The following is a 17,908-nucleotide window of genomic DNA, read 5'->3' on the forward strand; positions in this document are numbered from 1 at the left end:
GTTACGATTATATGAGTCCGCACGGCATGTGTAAAGAAAATTCCCACCAATTGTGCATGAAGACAAATTCAAGCACAATAATTATCGACGGAGCTAAACCCATTCAGTCTGATGTCAGGAAAGGTTATCCAGCCCCAGCTCTCGCATTCAGTTTAACTCTGTCGAAACCTTGCCATACATAGAAAAACTCCCGTTCGAGGGAACGGAAGTCTTCTCTTACGTTATAAGGATCACCTTTGTTTAATCCGCTTGGGCAGCAGATACATGGTTCATGGCATATAATTGCTGCGGTTGTGAAGTTATGAACGGACTTGGTTTACCAAGGCTGTATACATGCAGCAGGTGCATCGCTCGGGTACACGCCGTATAAAACAGCTTGCGTTCGTGCTCTTGTGCATATTGTTCTGCAGAACCGTCATAGATCAGCACCGCATCAAACTCCACTCCTTTTGCAAGGTATGCAGGTATGACATGTACACCCCGTTCGAAGGCAAGTGTTGTCTTTTTGATCAATTTCGGTGCTGTAGGCAGAACGCGGCTTAACGCCTCATGCACTTCCCTGCTCTCTTCTGCCGTCTTACAGATTACCGCAACCGATTCATACTCTTCCTGAATGAGATAGCTAAGATCCGCCGTAATCCTCTTCATATGCTCCTCAGAATCGGATGACACATTGACTGCCGGCTTCTCGCCGCTGCGATTGAACGGAATGATCTCTTCCCCACCAGGAACCATTCCCCTTGTAAACTCCACAATCTCCTGTGTTGAACGGTAGCTCCGCGTAAGTTCAATCACCTCGGTATTCTCCGGCCCATACAGGTTTGTCAGTGGTCCAGTACCACTGAGCACTGAAGAATGGGCATAGATCGCCTGATTAAAATCACCCAAAGCCGTTATTTTCGCCCGTGGAAACAGTCTCTTCATGAAGGCTAGCTGAAACGCAGAATAATCCTGCGCCTCGTCAATAATCACATGCCTGATATTCGAGTTGATATGGAATCCAAGCAGAAGCTCCCGCAAATAGAGATAAGGTGTAATATCCTCATAGGCCAGTTCCTGTACCTTCATTCGGCGAAGTGTCATGCTGCAGATTTCTTCCCAGTGGGTAGGCAGTGCTTCGCCTTCCAGAAGTCGAATCATTTGTGCCTGGTCCTGGAACAGATGCGTATATAACTGGCGAACATCAACGAATCGCAGCGATTTGATCCACTTGCGCAAGGGCTTGAGCCGATCACTAACCACCATACGGGCCAAGATCTCTCTTTCCTGTGCAAAATCATCAAACGTATCCACTTTCTCTTTTTGTTTGCGTTTTAGCCGCTGATAAGCACGCTGCAGATCTTCCGGCTCCATGAGATCCAACTGCTGATCAACCCAAGGTGCCTCCAATTCGCTTTTACCAAACGCCGACAATTCCTTCAGCATCCAGTCCCTCAGCATCTCCAGACGATTCACAAGCTTCACCGATGACCCGAAGCTGTAGAATTTCTCGGCCATCGCCTCCGCTGTGACAACCGCCTGTCCCTGGAAGCGCACCGGTTTGAATTTCATGCCGTCCGACATGAGGCTGTCCTTGAATCGCGTAATCACTTTCAGAAACGATTCGGAAGACTTGAAACGGATCCCTGACATGCGCGCCGTGTAACCTGGATCTTCCGTATTGGAAAGAACATATTCGAGCTGAATGAACGGATCCTCCAGCTGATATTCGCGGCCAAGCCTGCGTTCCAGGTACTCCTGAAACGTCGTTTGCAGCATATTTTCTTCCCCAAGCTCAGGCAGTACCGTCGATACGTAACTGTTAAACATCGGGTTCGGCGAAAAAAGCACCATCTGGTCTGCCTGCAAATGCTCGCGATATTTGTATAAAAGATAGGCTACGCGCTGAAGTGCGGCTGAAGTTTTACCACTGCCGGCTGCTCCCTGTACAATCAGCATTCGTGTACGGTCATTACGGATAATTCGGTTCTGTTCCTTCTGAATGGTCGCCACAATACTCTTCATCTGTGCATCCGATGTCCGGCTCAGCACCGCCTGCAGCAGCTCATCCCCAATCGTAACCCCGGTATCAAACATAAAACGGATACGCCCGTCCCGAATGACAAACTGTCGTTTCATTTCAATATTGCCGCTGATTTCACCGCTCGGTGTATCATAAGTGATCGGTCCTGGGGCGCCATCGTAATACAGATTGGATATCGGTGCTCTCCAGTCGTAGACCAGAAAGGATTCTTCCTTCTCATCAAGCAGTGAAGCAATACCGAGATAGATCCGTTCTGCTTGCGGATAACCGTCTTCCTTAAAATCGATACGTCCAAAATACGGCGAGTGATGCAGTCGTTTCATTTTGTCCAGCGCAGCAGCCGTATTCAAATGACTGCGTTCCCGATCAGACAGGACCTGCGATTGCTGCCGCATACTGGTGGATGTTTCCCCAACATCATCCGCTTCACTGAAGTTCATGGTGACTTCATCCCAGAAGTCCTTTCTCATCTCCACAACTTCATCCCGGAAGGAACCTACCTCCTTTTCAAGGTTGGTTATTTTCCGCTCGATCTGATCGGTTACTGTATCTACCCGCCGCTGCTCCTCGCTCCATTGCTGGTCATTACTCATATGTTAATACGCCCCTCTTTCCCCGGATGGTGTCTCAAAAGCCCATTTGACAAGCCCGAAAAGGCTATGGTATAATTAATTAGAAAGTAAACATTTTAATTTTATGTTAATTAGTTCTAATTTTCTGAAAACCATTTTTTATTGTACCAGTGACAGCGTCCCGATGCAAGCGGAGGCGTTCTTTGTTGTTTCTACCTTTAAATATTATGGTCATCGATTAAACAGACCTCTTTATTATTACCCTCGAATTGGATGAATATAGATATGGTTGTCTTCTATTGACGCAATTCTGCAATCGTCTCTTTCCATCTTGATATGGATGCCACCTCGTCTTTTAATTGAAACGTGATTCCAGTGGTGATGTCAGCATAGGGAGCACGATCCACCCTTACGCCCGCCACGTGAGCCTCATACCGATCTCTAGGATGGATGGCTTCCTTCAACGGAGGAAGTGCACTGATCTCCAAGCGCACATACAACAGCCTATGCTCATGTACGGCAATCAAGGTAGCCTTGCCTGTTCTGTTCATATTCATACTTGTTTGGGTCCCTGGCCATAGTGCGAATCTAAGCGTATCCGGGTTGATGGCGATTATCTCACCCACGCTAATCATGGCCTGATGCGGCCATCCATCCTCCGACATGGTTAACAGCTGCATGGCATCATGCTGTTTCCTCTCCAATTGATTACCACTCAGCCAGTCAACCAGTTCTGGATCAAGATGTTTATCGTTCATATTATTCTCCCTCGGTTCGCTAAGATTGAAATTCATTCGTTATGTATACAAAACAACCCGGACACAGTTGTCCGGGCTACACGTTGTATTTCCATTGTATCTGATCGGGAAGCCTGTGTGCAATTGCCGCTAAGGCCATTTGAGCCAGTTCAGAATTTTATCCTGTGACTCGTTGTCTTCACTTGAACTATGCACATGTTCAGCCAGCCTGTTGAGTCGTTCCAGCTGATACCCGTAGTCATATATTGCTGCAGCAACGATGGATAGTCTCAGCATACCTTCCTGATCAACATCAAACTGGGATATGGCTTGTTCCATGAATCGATCGTTATCCAATATAAACTGCGCCGCCTCTTCACCGTTTGGCTTCAACTTATCCTCGAATTTGAGCAGTGCGTGCTCGTGAAATTTAATGACCAGCTCCAGGTGTGTATCAAAAAACTCATCCATTTCCGGCGTCCGCTGTGCCTGGAAATAATGCCGTTCCACGGAATCGAGCACATCATACCCTTTTTGCAAGCTCAGCAGCATTTGTTTATACACAACCATCTGCCGGGTCTCGCTGAATTTGGAACGTTTCATCTTCTTCTGTTCTTCCTCGAACAAATTGTATTTATCCGTCAGCGATTTAATGGAACCGCCCAGACTGCCCTTCTCATCCCTGAATACGACTTCCTTGATCTCATCGGAGATGGACGTGCGTAACAGCAATGACATGCTGTTGAACACATTCTGGATCTGCTTCACGAACTGCACCTTGGGTTTAGGCGGAAACACCGTGATGTTAATGAGAAACGCGGATACAATACCCACAAGCGTCAGCAGGAACCGGTTCAATGCAAAGTGCCAGTCACCTGAAGCTTCCATAATGGAAACAACTGTAACCAGAGTTAGCCCTACGGTCTCACCCATATTCAATTTAAGACAAATCATGATAACAAGCACAATGATCAATCCCACAGCGATTGGCTCATTGGACAATACCATACCGCCCAGGAGGGCAACAATGGCTCCCAGCGTGGTTGTCTGCAATTGATCCAGGAAATACTTCCAGGAACGATAAATCGATGGCTGCATCGCGAAGATAGCAGCTATGGCAGCCGGTACCGGTGACTGCGGATTCAAGAACATGCTTAGGTACAGAGCAAGCGTTACCGCAATTCCTGTCTTAAGCACGCGTGCTCCAAACGACACGGTAACCCCTCCTTACCTGTACTCTCATTTTGAACTAACCTATTAATAATCATTATTACCCCGTATTTCTTTTTTTGTTGAATTATTTTCATCCATTATTCCACTTTTTCATCCATTAACGATAACAGCAGCCCCTTTTAATGTTCCATAGCCATGTAACTTCATCAACAATTTTATCAGAACGACTTATTTTACCACGGACGCTCTGTGGTTACCACGTGATTCCTCATAATGTTTACTTCACATAATTCGATAACCTGTTTTTTGCAAAAAAAAGGCAAACCTTTGGAACGCGGTTTATACCACGCCAAAAGTTTGCCAGTGTATTGGTTATCGTCCGCAGCATACAATGCAGCTTAACGATCAGTTCCTTCCCACTCCCGCTTGAACTGTTCCACGAACTCCACCATAAACGCATGGCGCTGTTCTGCCAGTTCCTTGCCATAGGATGTATTCATGAGATCCTTAAGTTTAAACAGTTTCTCGTAAAAGTGATTAATAGTCGTGCTCCGTCCATTCCGGTATTCCTCCCGGGTCATCTGCTCCCGCGGCGGAAGGGCTGGATCATACATTTCACGGCCCCTGGCCCCCGCAAAAGCAAACGTGCGTGCGATGCCTATGGCTCCAAGCGCATCCAGCCGGTCTGCATCCTGCACAACTTGTGCTTCCAGCGAAGATACGACAGGACGCTGTCCTCCTGCATAGGAGATTGTGCTGATAATGTTAACGACAGCTTCCCGGGTGGATGGCTCAAGGTGCTGATGATCCAGCCACCCGTTGAGCTTCTCCATCCCGGCTTCCAGACTTTCGTTCAGTTTCTCATCCGGCACGTCATGCAGCAATGCAGCGAGCTCACAGACAAAAGGATCTGCCCCCATTCGATGGGCAAGCTCAACAGCAAGCGCCGTAACTCGTTCAATATGCTGCCAATCATGTCCGTCACTATGCTTGGCTAAATCTCCTTGAACAAAGGCTCTGGCGGCACGAAGGATGGCCTCTCCAGCAGATGTCCCATCTACATGATCAAGAGATCCGGATGAATGTATTGTCCAATTGGAGTTGTCGTCCACGTTTACTCTTCCCCGCCTTCTCGGGCCTGTTCACGCGGTACGCGCCGGGCTACACCAGTTCTCACTGCTGCTTCAACTACGCGCTTACGGATTGACTTGACCACCTTCTCATTGAATACGCTCGGAATAATATAATAGCGTGTACGCTCCTCATCCGAGATGGAAGAAGCAATGGCCTTGGCTGCTGCAAGTTTCATTTCTTCATTAATCTCCGTCGCCCGGCAATCCAGAACAGCTCTGAACATCCCCGGGAAACAAAGCACATTATTAATCTGATTCGGATAATCCGAACGGCCTGTAGCCATGACAGCCACGATATCCTCCACCACAGCTGGCATAATCTCCGGTACCGGATTCGCCATCGCAAATACGATTGGGTCGTCAGCCATGGATTGCACATCTTCGCGGGTTAACAGATTGCCACGGGATAATCCGATAAATACGTCTGCTCCTCGAATGACATCCCGCAATGAACCCGACTCCAGCTCCGGATTGGTTCGGGAAGCATAATCACTCCATACCTCATTCTCATAGGTCTGCGTCCGCACTAGCGCTCCCTCGCGGTCAACACCAATCAACCGGCCTGCTCCAGCTGACAGGAGAATATTGCTGCAAGCCACCCCCGCGGCGCCAATACCGCAGACGACGATTTTCACATCGTTAATGGATTTGCCTACAAGTTTGAGCGCGTTAATCAGGCCCGCATATAACACGACGGCCGTACCATGCTGATCATCATGAAACACCGGAATGTCCAGTTCCTCATTCAGCCGACGTTCGATTTCAAAACAACGTGGAGATGAGATATCCTCCAGATTAATACCGCCAAATGCTGGTGAAATCGCTTTCACCGTGCGAATGATCTCCTCGGTATCCTGTGTATCCAGGCAGATGGGGAAAGCATCCACACCTGCAAACTGCTTAAACAGCATGGCCTTTCCTTCCATGACCGGCATCGCTGCACGAGGTCCGATGTTCCCCAGTCCGAGTACTGCACTGCCATCAGATACGACGGCTACGGTGTTCCGCTTGATGGTCAGTGAGAACGCCTTACCGGGTTCATCAGCAATTGCCGAACAAACACGAGCTACATCCGGGGTGTAGACACGTGACAAGTCTTCCCGGTTATGAATCGGCGTTTTGGGAGTGACTTCGATCTTGCCGCCAAGGTGCAGCAAAAACGTGCGGTCAGACACATTAATAATGGACACGCCTTTGAGCTGGCGTACCGCTTCTAAAATCTTGCTGTTATCCTGTGCATCCGTTACCGCAACCGTCAAGTCGCGCACACTCACATCCTGATTGGTCGAAATCACGTCGATGGCAATGATGTCTCCCCCAGCTTCCGAGATGGCCGAGGCCACTTCGCCAAACTTGATATCTTTCGTTGTCATTTCCAGCCGAATAATAATGCTGTTGCCGTCTAGATTTCTCTGATTCATTCCAATTCCTCCCAGACTGAAAGTCTTGAGTTGCACGTTACCTGTTTCTCTTCGCTGTACATGCACTCTTTTCCTTTATCTTGTCCAGAAAAAGTGACAACCGCTGCATGACTGCAAACAAAAAAAGACCGCCCTTACGTCTGATCTGACGTGTAGGACGGCCTTTCTCATCGTTGTTAGTTTCGTTCAGCTGATCTTCTCAATACATGGATGTCATACGGCTGCAGTTCCAAATGGGCATTGACTTCATCACCACGAAGCAAATCCGTGTAAGCGTGATTGTCCAGCTCCAGTTGCTTAACTTCCGGCGTATAGTTCTGTACAAATACATAATCGGATGTACCATCGGTCCGCAGATGCGCAGTAACTCCTGCAGGAAATTTGGTTTCGAGTGCACGTTCAATTCCCAGATCTGTAATGAGCTTGCCATAGAAATCATCATAGAACGGTGCAGTGAAGCGTGTTGCGATATAATACGCTTTACCTGATCCCAATCGGTTAACGGTTAACGCAGGTCGTCCGGCATAGAAGTCTGACCGGTAGGTTGCCAGAGTCTCTGCCCCTTCCAGATGGATGAGATCACATAATTCAATTGCATCGTATTCTGCCTGCAGACCGAGCTCGTTTCCGCTCACAGGAATGGCACCATTCTGATCCCGGTCATGCAGCCCGTCGATCTCTTCGGACCAGATCCCAAGCGTTTTGCGAAGCGGTCCCGGGAAACCTCCCAGGAAGCAGAGATCATTCTCATTCACGATTCCTGACCAATAGGTTCCGACGAATGTACCGCCATTTTCAACAAATTGCTCAATCCGTTCGCCTACACCTTCCCGCACGAGATAGAGCATCGGTGCGATCAGCAGCCTATACTTGGAGAGATCGGCTTCCATGTCGATCACGTCTACAGGCACTCCTTTTTTCCAAAACGCATCATAATGCCACTCTACCGTTTCCTCATACTTCACGCCAATATTGCGTGGTCCCTGGGAATCCTTCACCGCCCAGCGGTTCTCCCAGTCGAAAATGATGGCCACTTCAGCCGGAACGGATGTGCCAACAACAGCTTCCATTCCTTCGAGAGCCGTCCCCACATCCGTCACATCCTTGAACACACGTGTGTGTTCATGTCCAACATGATCCACGACAGCGCCATGGAGTTTCTCACTGGAGCCTCTGCTCTTTCTCCATTGGAAGTACTGCACACTATCCGAACCGTGTGCTACCGCCTGAAGAGAGGACAGCAGATGCATGCCTGGACGTTTCAGCTTGCTGGTCTCCTGCCAGTTCGTGGAACTTGGCGTGCTCTCCATCAGCAGGAACGGCTGTCCGCCTTTGATCGAACGAACGATATCATGCATCATCGCTATTCGGGACGCCTGTTTATTTTCCTCATCCGCATCATGCCATGTCGGGTAACTGTCCCAGGACAGGAAGTCCAGAATATCGGCAAACTTCCAGTAGTTCAACCCTTCATAAAATTCCATCAGGTTTGTGGTGACAGGCAGATCCGGATTACTTGCCTTGAGCGGTTTCGTTTCATGCACGATGAAGTCCGCGGTCTGATCCGTAACAAATCGGCGCCAGTCCAGATTCATCGCATGCACCTGAGTTTCACCATGCGGCGAAGGAGATTCTACCTGGCTCCAGTCTGTTACCGTATGGCTCCAGAACGTGGTCCACCAGGAATGATTCAGCTCATCAAGCGTGCCGTATTTATGTTTCACCCAGCCGCGAAACGCCTCCTGACAATAATCACAATGGCAATCACCGCCAAACTCATTGGATATATGCCAGCCGATCACCGCAGGATGTTCTGAATAACGTTCAGCCAGTTTCGTATTGATCGCCGTTACTTTTTCCCGGTATACAGGAGAAGTATAGCAATGATTATGACGGAAGCCGTGCAGGTTACGAACCCGATTGGCTCCTACACGCAATACCTCCGGATACTTGGCCGACATCCAGGCAGGCCTTGCACCGCTTGGCGTAGCGAGAAAGGCGTAAATTCCATTCGCTGCAAACCTATCCAAAACACGATCCAACCATTCAAAGGTGTATACACCTTCCTCTGGTTCAAGGGATACCCACGAGAAGATGCCGATGGACATCACGTTGCACTTGGCAAGCTTCATCAGGCGGATATCTTCTTCCAGCACCTCAGGATATTTGAGCCATTGCTCCGGGTTATAATCTGCACCATGCAGCATGTGTGGCACCTTCGTACTTACAGGTGGATATTTATAAGTCATGCTTCGAGTCTCCTTTGTTCTATGTTTAGTTACTCTCTATTTGATCAATGCCGAACCCTTCGGCGTATCCGTTTCGGATTCTTCCGAAGTTGTATCCGCCTTCAACGCTGTAAACGATTCCAATTTGCGGCCTTTGAAGTCAAACATCGTCAGGTTACCCCAGTTGTTCGGATGTCCAACAGACCATTCCGGCTTACTCGGGATCCAGGCAGGTTCCCAATAGTAGAATCCTTGGCCCAATCCTCCCGGAACTTCGCGAATAATTTGCAGCAAATCCCGAAGGTAACGTGTCTGGCCTTCCACGCTTGCCGGATAGCCCGGCAGCAGCAGATCTTCCTGATTCAGAATCCACTCGTGCTCTTCAGGTTGTTCCAGTGTCCAGGGATAAGCGGTTTCAACCACATTGATGGGTTTGCCGTATCTGGCGGCCAGGTCGTGCAGATTGTCACGCAGCGCATCCAGTGTGCCATGCCACCAAGGGTAATACGAGAGTCCAATCGTATCAAACTCCACGCCAAGTGCTTCAAAACGGTCGTAAAACTTCCGGCTTTCCACGTTATCACCGCCACGATCAATATGGATCATGATGTTGATATTGGAATCAACGGATTTTACCGCGGCAATGCCGTACTTCACCAGTCCAGCAAAACGTTCCCACTGTTCGTCGGTGTCGTGCTCTTCACCACTCACGCGTCCTTCGTCCCACAACATGCCAGGCGTAATTTCGTTGCCGACCTGTACCATGTCAGGCAAAGCGTCATGATCTTTCAACGTGCGTAACACATCTGCCGTGTAAGTGCATACGGCCCGCTGAAGCTCCTCATAAGACAGATTCTCCCACGCTTTGGGCTTCCACTGATTGGCCGGATCAGCCCAGCGATCCGAGTAATGGAAGTCCAGCAGGAACTGCATCCCTTGTTCTTTGATCCGTTTGGCAACCGCTACGGTTCTCTCCAGATTGCAGAATCCCCCCACAGGATCGTTCCAGATCCGCAGCCGAATCGCGCTCGCTCCGTTCAGCTTCAGGATGGACAGCAGGTCCTCCTGCTTGCCGTCCTCGTCGCTGTAGCTCCCTCCATGCTGTTCAATTTCATCCATAAAAGACACATCCATCCCAAGAATGAATGGCTTTTTCTCCAAGTTGCTCACTTGTTCAACCTCCATCGGATTAGATTTCGTGACCAGGCTCAGCCTTTAACTGAACCCAGTGTCATGCCTTTAACAAAGAAACGCTGCAGGAACGGGTACACAATCAGAATTGGAGCGCTTCCGATAAAGATCTGTGCAGCTCTTACCGTGGTTTGCGAGAGAGCTTCCATTTCTTTGGGATTCATGCTCATACTGCTCATATCCCGTCCGATAATGACCGTTTGCATAAATGTAGCCAGTGGATAATCCTTGGCATTATTCATATATAAGAGACCGTCAAACCAGGAATTCCAGTGAAACACCATGCTAAACAAGGCAATTGTTGCAATGGATGGCATTGAGATGGGCAGGAAGATCGTGAAAAGTGTTCTGAAATGGTTGGCTCCATCCATCAGTGCCGCTTCTTCCAGCTCTTTTGGAATACCGCGGAAGAAGTTCAACATCAGAATGACCAGGAAGGTATTGACTGCTCCCGGGAGTACCAGCACCCAGAAGGAATCCATCAGACCGATCTTCTGAATAACCATGTAGAACGGAACCAGTCCCCCATTAAAGATCATACTAAAAACGAAAATCCATGAATATATCGTTCTTCCTTTAAATTCACTATTTTCTTTAGATAACGGGTACGCCGCCAAAAAGGTAATCAGCAGGGTAATCGCTGTACCAATGACGGTACGAAGCAGGGAGATCCAAAGCGAGTTCAGAAAAATTGGATTATTCATCGTTTTTTTGTAGGCCTCAAGCGAGAAGCCGACAGGCCAGAGATTAACCAGATTGGCATCGGCAGCTGCCTTCGAGCTGAAGGACACCGCCAGAACATGAATCATCGGTACGATACACATGATGGCAACCAGAATCAGAAAGCAGGTGTTGATTATGTTAAACACGCGATAAGGCAATGATTTGTGATACATCGTAGTCCCTTCTTTCTTTCGTTCATTCGATTAGAATATGCGGTATCCGGCGTATTTCTTGGCTAAGCTGTAGGATACAAGAATCAAAATCATGCTGATCACTGACTTGAACAATCCGATTGCAGTGGCGAAGCCCATCTCACCATTTTGCATGGCTGAACGATAGACGAATGTATCAATAATGTCACCCGTTTGATAGACGAGGGGATTATACAAGTTGAAAATCTGGTCAAATCCGGCATTAAGTACATTTCCGAGAGCCAGTGTTCCAACGACCATCAGCATCGGCACAAGTGAAGGAATCGTGATGTGCAGCGTTTGTTTCCATCTTCCAGCCCCGTCAATTTCTGCTGCTTCATAGAGCGCGGGATTAATCCCGGCAAGAGCAGCCAGAAACACAATCATGTTATAGCCAAATTCTTTCCACACATCCGTCAGAATGACCGTCGGACGGAACCAGCTGTTATCACCAAGGAAAAAGTATGGCCCGAGTCCGAAGCTGCCCAGCACCCGGTTAACCAAGCCACCTGTTGAGAGCAGATCGATCAAAATCCCGCCCAAGATAACCCAGGATAAAAAGTGAGGCAGGTATACCAGTGTCTGAATGGTTCGTTGTATAGCCATCTTGCGAATCTCATTCAACAAAATGGCAAAAACAAAGGGTACAAATAGATTAAATATCAGTTTAAGTACAGCAATGATCAATGTATTCCAAATCACCTGCAGGCTGTCTTGACGTTCGAACAAGAATCGAAAATTATCCAGCCCGACCCATTCCGAGCCGCTTATGCCAAGCCAAGGCTTATAGTTTTGAAATGCCATGACAATACCGCCCATAGGAATATAACTGAATATGATTAGAAAAATGATGGCTGGCAGCAGCATTACGTGGAATGGCCAAGTTCGTTTCAAAGTTCTCATGATTGCTCCCCCTGTAATTCTTCCTACTCAAGTGCTCCTGAGTGGCTTATACTGCGATTATATCAACCGTTTGCATGGGTCAAACAGCACATAAAAGCAATATAAATGGCACAAAAGCAACCACTTTGGACTTGCTATAGTTGCGGCTATTCCACCCCTGTGGACTAGCGGCCATATCAAGCAAAATGGCAGCCACAACGATCAAAAAGCGCACAGACCTATACCGTCTGTGCGCCATGAATGGATTATTTTTTTACGCTCTCATACCACTCATTGACCTCTTGTGTGATTTGATCGCCACCACCTGATTTCCATGTTTGAACAAATGTGTCAAACGCATCTACAGGGTTCTTGCCGTAAATGATTTCATTAAAGGCCTGATTCTCGATTTTGTTCAGGTAATCCAGCTTGGATTTCATCGTCGCTGTGGTCGGACCTGTGAACATGTTCTTGTACGAGATCTCTTCCTGACTCAGCAGCACTTTCGCTGCAGCAGGTGTTTCCTTACCATAGTTAACGGCAACGTCCTTCTCCAGCTTCGTTTCAGGCTCTTTGCCGTCTGCCAGATTCAAGAGCGCTTTCATCTGCGCATCCGGAATACGGGCACCATCACGAACGAGCAGGTAACGGACAACGTTGACATAACCGCCTTCAATATCATCTATCGGCATTTGTTTGCCATTGGCATCCAATTGATAGTCATACTTTTCAAACAAACCGTTATCGTACGGACTACCTGGAGCAGGATCTGCATAGTTGTCAAACAGGTAGTTCTCATACGTGAAGAATGCTTCGGGATGCTCCATATCTTTCTTGATCAGGATGACACCATTAACAAACTGTGTACCGTGACGCATCGCTTTACCTTCGGGTCCTACTGGAATTTCGATCGGTTTCCAAACGGCACTTGGAACATTTTTCACCGTATCCAACAGCGGCCATCCGCTCATCCAGTAAGGACCAGGAATAATACCGGCCGTACCCGCCACGGCAGGCTCTGCCGTTTTGTTTTCATCCCACAAGGCTGCTTCCTGTGGAATATATCCTTTTTGGAGCCACTCGCTCAATTTGGTCAAACCCTGTTTCATGCCAGGGTTGATGGAGCCATACTCCAGCTTGCCATCTGCACCCAGATTCCATTGGAACGGCAGTGTACCGTAGGCACCGAAGATCCAGGATGGATCACCCATCCAAGTATTCATGGACGTTTTGAAACCGATACTCAGTGGGATGACCTTATCTGGTGCGAGTCCATCCGGATTCTGATTTTTGAACGCTTCCATTACCGTTTCCAGCTCGTCAATGGTTTTTGGCGCTTTCAGGTTGAGCTTGTCCAGCCAGTCCTGGCGAATCCAGAGCAGGTAGTCATTGTTGTAGGCATAGTCGAGTACCGGTATACCCATTCTTTTGCCATCGCGGCTGTACTGGTTCCATACGTTCGGGTCCTGCTCCATGGCTTTCTTCCAAGTGTCGGATGCGTATTTATCGAAAAGTGGACCGACTTCCTGATACATGCCTGAGTCAATCAGATCCTGAGCGAGCAGGTTGTCTCCCACCGTTACCACGTCAGGCATCTCTTGACCGGAAGACATGGCCAGACGAAGCTTCGTTGCAAACGCACCGTTGGTGTCCGTAACGGACCACAGCGATTTGATGTTGATCCCAAACTTCTCTTTGGCCCACTTGGTTGCCACGTTATTTTCCATCGATTCACCGTTTTTAAACTTCAGCTCCGGATCTATTCCCCATGCTGTCGTAATGGTCACTTCCGGATCATATTTTTCTTTGTATTCGTTTTCAATGGCAGACGAGCTGGAACCTGCACTCTCACCGCCACTGCCTCCTCCGCATGCAGCAAGAATGACAGCCAAACACGTTGTCGTAGCCAGGAGCGGCAGCCATCTCTTTTTTGTAGATTTCGCTCTCATTGTTGTTCCCCCTTCAATCAATCGTTTTGGTTACCTTTTCATTATAGGCCTGACGGGCCTTTCAGCCTATGTCACGAAAACAAGATTTCTGCACCTTTGACAACCTATATATTGGAATGAAGGATGAATTTATGCCTGGTCACGGAATTCATTCGGCGTCATGCCGTAATGCTTTTTGAACATTTTGCTGAAATATTGCGGATTTTGATATCCAAGTTCACTCGTAATCTCATAAATCTTCTTGTTGCTGTTCTTCAGCAGATACAGTGCGCGCTCCATGCGCATGCGGATCATGTAGTCCCCAAGTCCTTCGCCGGTTTCGGCTTTGTAAATCTTCGACAGATACACGGGATGCAGGTATACCTTATCGGCAATCATCTTCACGGACAGATCCTGCCCCGTATCTCTGGTAACCATCTCCTGAACCTGCTTGATGACATGCCTGCGGCTCTGGGTTCCCGCCTGATCGGACAACTCTTCCTGAAGCTTCGCAAGCATTTCCATTGCCCAGCGCCGCAACCGTTCGGGAGATTGGATCAACTGATGTGCCAGCAGCAGGTCAAAGCCTGCATGATCGATCTCGTGCACCAGATGACCCTGCTTGTGGGCGATATACATAAACGCATTGGTCACAGACAAATACATCTCATACACATGCTCCCTGGACAAACACACCCGATCTGCCGCGTCAAAAACAGCATTAAGCTTGCTTGCTGCAGCTTCCCACTGCTTCGTTTCAAGTAACTGGGGCAAAACGGGAGGTTTATAGAGTTCCTCCAGCGCTTGCGCTGCATCATTTTCCATCCGTTGGGTCATATCCTTGTCCATAAAAATAATCTTGTTCTCTTCCGGACCCGAAAGGACAAGCGAGCCCAGACTTCTGCGATAGGCCGCTGTCATTTCATTAAAAGGAAAAGGAGGTGTGACCACCATGGACAGATCACCCTGCAAATAACGAATGACATGCTCCCGGAAGGTATCCACCGGTCCGGTCAATGTTTCCTGATTCATCGATGCTCCGTCCCCGTCCATCGATCCCTGATGTTGAAGAAACATGACCAGACATTCATGCGGTCCTCGCCCAAACCAAACTCTGAACCGGTCCCCGAGGACTTCTTCTGCAATATTGCCTACCGCAAAGTCCATCAGGTCCAGTGATTGCTGATCCATGGAAGAGAAACGGCCTGTAAGACGAATGAGGAGCATGACCACCGGTTGTTCCGGTTCAAGTCCTATCTCATACTGCTGCAGCTGTTCACGAAGCGCTCGCGTTGTGATTTCACGGCCAAGCAGCAGATCATGCATCAGATTTTCGCGCAAAATTTTATAATCCGACTTCCGGCTGTACAGAAGCCGGTGATATTTATCAAACTCATCCCACTCTCCGCGGAGAGACGTAATCGCAGCAGAGACGGATGCCATAAACTCCTCATCGTTCACGGGTTTGAGAATATAATCGGATGCCTGCAGCTGGATTGCCTTTTTGGCATAATCAAAATCACTGTGCCCGGTCAGCAGAATACAGCGGATATGAGACCATCTGCTGCTTACCTCTTCGATCAGGTCCAATCCCGTCATACCCGGCATACGAATATCAGTAACGACAATGTCTACCGCATTTTCCTCCAGAATCTCCAGGGCTTCCTTGCCAGACGCTGCACGAAGCACCGTCGTTACCCCCAGCTCTCCCCACGGAATGGTCATCTCCAGACTCTCCGTTACGTACGTTTCGTCATCCACCAACAGTATATCGATCACTTTCGTCACTCCCTGTCTGCTACATTCGCAATATATGTTCACTTTCGAAAAGTTATAAATTGCTGTCAATCGCTCTGTATCGACACTTCTTCCTCATCTATTTCATCTTCTGCAGGCCATGACAAGGCCACACAGAGTCCGCCCAGCGAGGATTCGGTGATGTGAATGCCTGCCTGCTCTCCATACCGCAGCTGCAATCGTTGATTCACATTCCACAGACCACAGCCCATATCCTGATCCATCGTGCCTCTAAGCTTGTCCAGAAGCTTATCCCTCTCCTCACCGGTCATGCCCTGTCCGTCATCTTCAACCTTCAGAATCATGACACCATCCCGTTTTTCTCCGGTCACCCTGATCTCTCCGGCTTCCGCATCGGCTTCAATGCCGTGAATTACCGCATTTTCAACCAAAGGCTGCACAATAAGCGGCGGGACCTCCTGTCTTTTCATGCTGTCTGGCAGATCAATGCTATAACGAATCCGTTCCATGCGCATCTGCTGGATTTCCAGATAACAGGTCACAAATTCGATTTCCTCGGTCAGTGGCACAACGTCACGTTCCTGTCTGGTGGTGTAGCGATAGTATCTGGATAAATTGTGTGACATCGCTACCACGGCATCAACACGCTTCAACTTCGCCATACTTGTAATAAATGAGAAACAGTTATAGAAAAAGTGCGGGTTAATCTGGGATTGCAGTTGCTTCAATCGGGCTTCACGTACATGAATCTGTTCCAGATACACATGCTCAAACAGCTGCTGAATCTGTTCCACCATGGAGTTGAATCGCTCGGACAAAAAACTGAATTCATTCCGGCCCTTCGGCTTGATCCGTACCGAATAATCTTCCTGCTTCAATCGCTGGAATCCCCGAATAAGCTGCTTCACAGGTACCTGCACCTGAACGTATAACAGATAGGCGGCCAGGAAGCTCATCACGAGCAAACAAATCATCGAAGAATAGAACAGCACATTCGATTGATGAATGGGCTTCAATATATCGGATAAAGGCATATAATCCACCAGATACCAGCCTGTCGTGCTGGATTTAACGGTGTTGACCATGTAAGGCTCGTTGTCGATGACCACAGTACGGTTATCCACATCCTGAAGTTTATGAATGGCCAACTGGTCCATCAGCCGATTGGTCAGCGTACGATCCGAGGTTCGGTTATAGATGACTCCGGTTTCCTCCCGGTAATAAAAGGGATCATGCCTTCCATCATCCTTGAACTTGTCCAGCATGTCGCGTATGTTGTCACTATCAAATTCCAGCTTGATAATGGTCTCCGCATTCACGGCGGGGTCCTTGATTCCATAGGGGGAAGCGGTAATCCAGCTGAACATGAATTTCTCGTCTTCCCCGTCCTCCATCTTGCGGACATCCCAACCGGAAACAATACTTTCCCTAAGTGCCTGTTTATCATAAAAACGTGCATCTCGTTCGGATACAACCCTGCCCATGGAAGGGGAATACAAATATAATTTCGTTGTCCAGTTAGACGAACTTTCCTGAATACTCAGCTTGTTCTGGATCCGCTTGACCAGATTGATTGCATCCAGGTCAAAATACTGGCTATCGGTATAAATCCGGCGGAAGCTCGCAATATCCGGATCATGGATAAGCAGATTAGGCCAGGACGATAACAATTCAATGTGCGAATTCACCTGATTTTGGAAAAACTCGAGCTGGTTGCTATTGGAACGATTCAATTCATCCCTGAGAACGGCCGTCGTTTTGTGATTCGAGTACCAGTACAGCAATACAACGGGGATCAGCATAATCAGGATCAAGATCACCATTTTGGAAAACAGATTGGTCCGGTATGACATTATTCATCTCACCTTGTCTAAAATTGTCGTGACATTAATTGTAATGATGTAAGCGGCAAAAACAATCACTTTTTTATCATGCTGTTCTCCGCCTT

Annotated in this window: 12 protein-coding genes; all 12 read right to left on the reverse strand. The window is 48.3% G+C overall.

Annotated elements, in window-relative coordinates; all coding sequences use genetic code 11:
* Positions 1-240: 240 nt before the first annotated feature.
* The 12 genes from helD to ABGV42_RS10450 all read right to left on the reverse strand — a co-directional run bounded on the left by helD (position 241) and on the right by ABGV42_RS10450 (position 17,813).
* On the reverse strand, positions 241-2,616 hold the full coding sequence (helD, locus tag ABGV42_RS10395; protein ID WP_347381592.1) for an RNA polymerase recycling motor HelD: 2,376 nt from the start codon (positions 2,614-2,616) through the stop codon (positions 241-243).
* Positions 2,617-2,891: 275 nt separating this feature from the next.
* Positions 2,892-3,353, reverse strand: coding sequence for a pyridoxamine 5'-phosphate oxidase family protein (locus ABGV42_RS10400; protein WP_347381593.1), 462 nt, complete (start codon positions 3,351-3,353; stop codon positions 2,892-2,894).
* A 129-nt stretch (positions 3,354-3,482) separates the two neighbouring features.
* Positions 3,483-4,547, reverse strand: coding sequence for an FUSC family protein (locus ABGV42_RS10405; protein ID WP_347381594.1), 1,065 nt, complete (start codon positions 4,545-4,547; stop codon positions 3,483-3,485).
* Positions 4,548-4,903: 356 nt separating this feature from the next.
* The gene (locus tag ABGV42_RS10410; protein ID WP_347383198.1) at positions 4,904-5,539 is read right to left on the reverse strand and encodes an HD domain-containing protein; all 636 of its coding nucleotides are present in this window, start codon (positions 5,537-5,539) and stop codon (positions 4,904-4,906) included.
* Positions 5,540-5,619: 80 nt separating this feature from the next.
* On the reverse strand, positions 5,620-7,059 hold the full coding sequence (locus ABGV42_RS10415) for an NAD-dependent malic enzyme (protein ID WP_347381595.1): 1,440 nt from the start codon (positions 7,057-7,059) through the stop codon (positions 5,620-5,622).
* Between the two features lie 176 nt (positions 7,060-7,235).
* Complete coding sequence (locus ABGV42_RS10420; protein ID WP_347381596.1) at positions 7,236-9,308, reverse strand: beta-galactosidase; 2,073 nt, start codon at positions 9,306-9,308, stop codon at positions 7,236-7,238.
* A 36-nt stretch (positions 9,309-9,344) separates the two neighbouring features.
* A complete protein-coding gene (locus ABGV42_RS10425) occupies positions 9,345-10,457 on the reverse strand; it encodes a glycoside hydrolase family 53 protein (protein ID WP_347381597.1) in 1,113 nt (370 codons plus the stop codon).
* A 38-nt stretch (positions 10,458-10,495) separates the two neighbouring features.
* On the reverse strand, positions 10,496-11,374 hold the full coding sequence (locus ABGV42_RS10430) for a carbohydrate ABC transporter permease (RefSeq protein WP_347381598.1): 879 nt from the start codon (positions 11,372-11,374) through the stop codon (positions 10,496-10,498).
* A gap of 30 nt (positions 11,375-11,404) precedes the next feature.
* The gene (locus tag ABGV42_RS10435) at positions 11,405-12,295 is read right to left on the reverse strand and encodes an ABC transporter permease (RefSeq protein WP_347381599.1); all 891 of its coding nucleotides are present in this window, start codon (positions 12,293-12,295) and stop codon (positions 11,405-11,407) included.
* A 245-nt stretch (positions 12,296-12,540) separates the two neighbouring features.
* Positions 12,541-14,223 (reverse strand): sugar ABC transporter, encoded by a 1,683-nt coding sequence (locus tag ABGV42_RS10440; RefSeq protein WP_347381600.1) that lies wholly within the window; start codon positions 14,221-14,223, stop codon positions 12,541-12,543.
* A gap of 129 nt (positions 14,224-14,352) precedes the next feature.
* A complete protein-coding gene (locus tag ABGV42_RS10445) occupies positions 14,353-15,981 on the reverse strand; it encodes a response regulator (RefSeq protein ID WP_347381601.1) in 1,629 nt (542 codons plus the stop codon).
* 65 nt (positions 15,982-16,046) lie between these two features.
* The gene (locus tag ABGV42_RS10450; protein WP_347381602.1) at positions 16,047-17,813 is read right to left on the reverse strand and encodes a sensor histidine kinase; all 1,767 of its coding nucleotides are present in this window, start codon (positions 17,811-17,813) and stop codon (positions 16,047-16,049) included.
* Between the last annotated feature and the right edge of the window lie 95 nt (positions 17,814-17,908).

Origin of the sequence: Paenibacillus pabuli, from assembly GCF_039831995.1 — a bacterium.
GTDB lineage: Bacteria > Bacillota > Bacilli > Paenibacillales > Paenibacillaceae > Paenibacillus > Paenibacillus pabuli_C.